The sequence below is a fragment of the Pseudochrobactrum sp. AO18b genome, from assembly GCF_000409565.1.
GTDB lineage: Bacteria > Pseudomonadota > Alphaproteobacteria > Rhizobiales > Rhizobiaceae > Pseudochrobactrum > Pseudochrobactrum saccharolyticum.
This window is the reverse complement of record NZ_ANNO01000161.1, coordinates 1-2063: the sequence shown is the minus strand read 5'-3', so window position 1 is coordinate 2063 and position 2063 is coordinate 1. Positions and strand designations below refer to the sequence as shown.

Genomic DNA, 2063 nt, shown 5'->3' with positions numbered 1-2063 from the left:
TCTTTGAGCGGGATTTTTTTGGTAACGGGTCGTAGATTTTAAGCCTAGTCAGGGGCCCGCAAGGAGGCAAAGCCGACAAAGCGGGAGACAAAACCACAAATCCTGACCCCGCAACCAAATCTCCTGAAATACATCCCAAGCCCCGGCAGAAATGCGCAGGGCTTTTTTGTGTTTAAAACATACGAATGTGAAAAGCGGGGGTGGGGAGACCAAAGCCTCGCCATCTAGCCAATATGTAATCTTCCTTAGCATTACTGAGGTCATAGTAATGATCGAACAGCTCTAGGTCGTTTTATCGTATATTGTTCACAGCTGAAGTCGTGCAACTCTGTTAGGTGCGGTTAAACATTCTTATCATTGGTTGTTTTGCTGATTTTAAATGTATCCAGATTTTCCAGTTAGCAGGATGACTTCAAAGCCGCGTCATATTTTTGTAATTACAGTTTGTATTGTAAGATCTGCATTTTGATGAAGTAAATATAATGACAAGAGCGATTTATGCTGAGAATTATATGTTGATGACCAAATATACTTATTAACTTTGAATGCTCGTTCAAGTTAACATGGCTGATGCTCAATCTAAAAATAATTATCTTCAAGAAAATGATGAGCCAGACAGCAGTGCCGTATCTTTGCATGCAATCCATGTTTTCAGTGTAATTTGGCTATTTGTACCGGTTTTTTACACTGCGCCTCGTGGATATCTCTGACACAAATAGCTAAAGAAAAAATCTGCATATTATGTAAGGGGACAATATGGCTTATTTTCCAACCTGGCGTTTGACCAATAACGTCACCGTTTTACCTGATGAACGATTGCCGACGTCTGCCGCAATCCCGATGGGCATTCAGCATCTTCTTGCAATGTCCGGATCCACGATTGTTGCGCCGCTGATTATGGGCTTTGATCCCAATGTCGCGGTCTTCTTTTCTGGTATCGGTACATTATTGTTCTTTCTGATCACCGGTGGTCGCGTACCAAGCTATCTTGGCTCTTCTTTTGCTTTCATCGCCGTTGTTATTGCTGCGACAGGTTATGGTGGCAGCGGTGTTAATGCCAATATTGGCGTTGCATTAGGCGGGATTATTGCCTGCGGTGCGCTTTATGCTTTGATCGGTCTTATCGTCATGGGCGTTGGCACCGGCTGGGTTGAAAGACTGATGCCGCCGGCTGTTACCGGTGCAATCGGTGTTGCTATCGGGCTGAACCTTGCACCTGTTGCTGTCAGTCAGCTTAAAGGAACACATGCGCATATTACGATCGCTCTGATGACAGTCCTGTGCATGGCGATTATTTCTGCATATGGCCCGCGCGCGACCCGTCGTGTTGCGGTTTTGCTGGCACTGGTCTTCGGCTATCTGCTCGTTTTGATTTTTGGTAACGGGTTGGATATGGTTCCGGGCATTAATTTTGATGCTGTCGGTGCAGCTGCTTGGTTTGGTTTGCCGCATTTTGTGAAGCCTGAATTCAGCTGGCCAGCAATTACATTGATTGCACCGGTTGCTATTGTTCTTGTCGCAGAAAATCTCGGCCATATTAAAGCGCTTGGCTCAATTACCGGTCAGAACATGGATCGATATATCGGCAGAGGCTTCTTTGCAGATGGTCTGGCGACTATGGTTTCCGGTTCCGGTGGCGGCACAGGTGTAACGACCTATGCAGAAAATATCGGTGTTATGGCAATGACCAAAGTTTATTCGACCCTTGTCTTTGTTATCGCTGCGGTTGTTGCTCTGGCTTTGAGCTTGTCACCAAAATTCGGTGCAATTCTGCAGACCATTCCAGCTCCGGTTCTGGCTGGTTTGGCTGTCTCAGTTTTCGGTCTGATTGCTTCCGCAATGGCACGTATCTGGGTTGTGAATAAAGTTGATTTCGCCGATCCGCGTAATCTTTTCACTGTTGGTGTGGCGCTGATTTTCGGTGCAGGCGACTTTACTGTTACGATCGGTGATTTCGCATTGGGTGGTATTGGTACCTCCACACTTGCTGCACTGGTCTTATACCAGCTTCTTGGCATTGGTCGTCGCGAGACGGCTTAATGATAAAGCAAAACACTTGGCCG

Annotated in this window: 1 protein-coding gene; it reads left to right on the top strand. The window is 46.2% G+C overall.

Annotation, left to right across the window (positions count from 1 at the left end; genetic code table 11):
- Window positions 1-756: 756 nt before the first annotated feature.
- Window positions 757-2040 (top strand): solute carrier family 23 protein, encoded by a 1284-nt coding sequence (locus A918_RS0106750; RefSeq protein WP_022710324.1) that lies wholly within the window; start codon window positions 757-759, stop codon window positions 2038-2040.
- Window positions 2041-2063: the final 23 nt, after the last annotated feature.

Bases quoted from the DNA above. Each gene is read 5' to 3' on its own strand.
- A918_RS0106750 (WP_022710324.1), top strand. From the start codon at position 757: ATGGCTTATTTTCCAACCTGGCGTTTGACCAATAACGTCACCGTTTTA.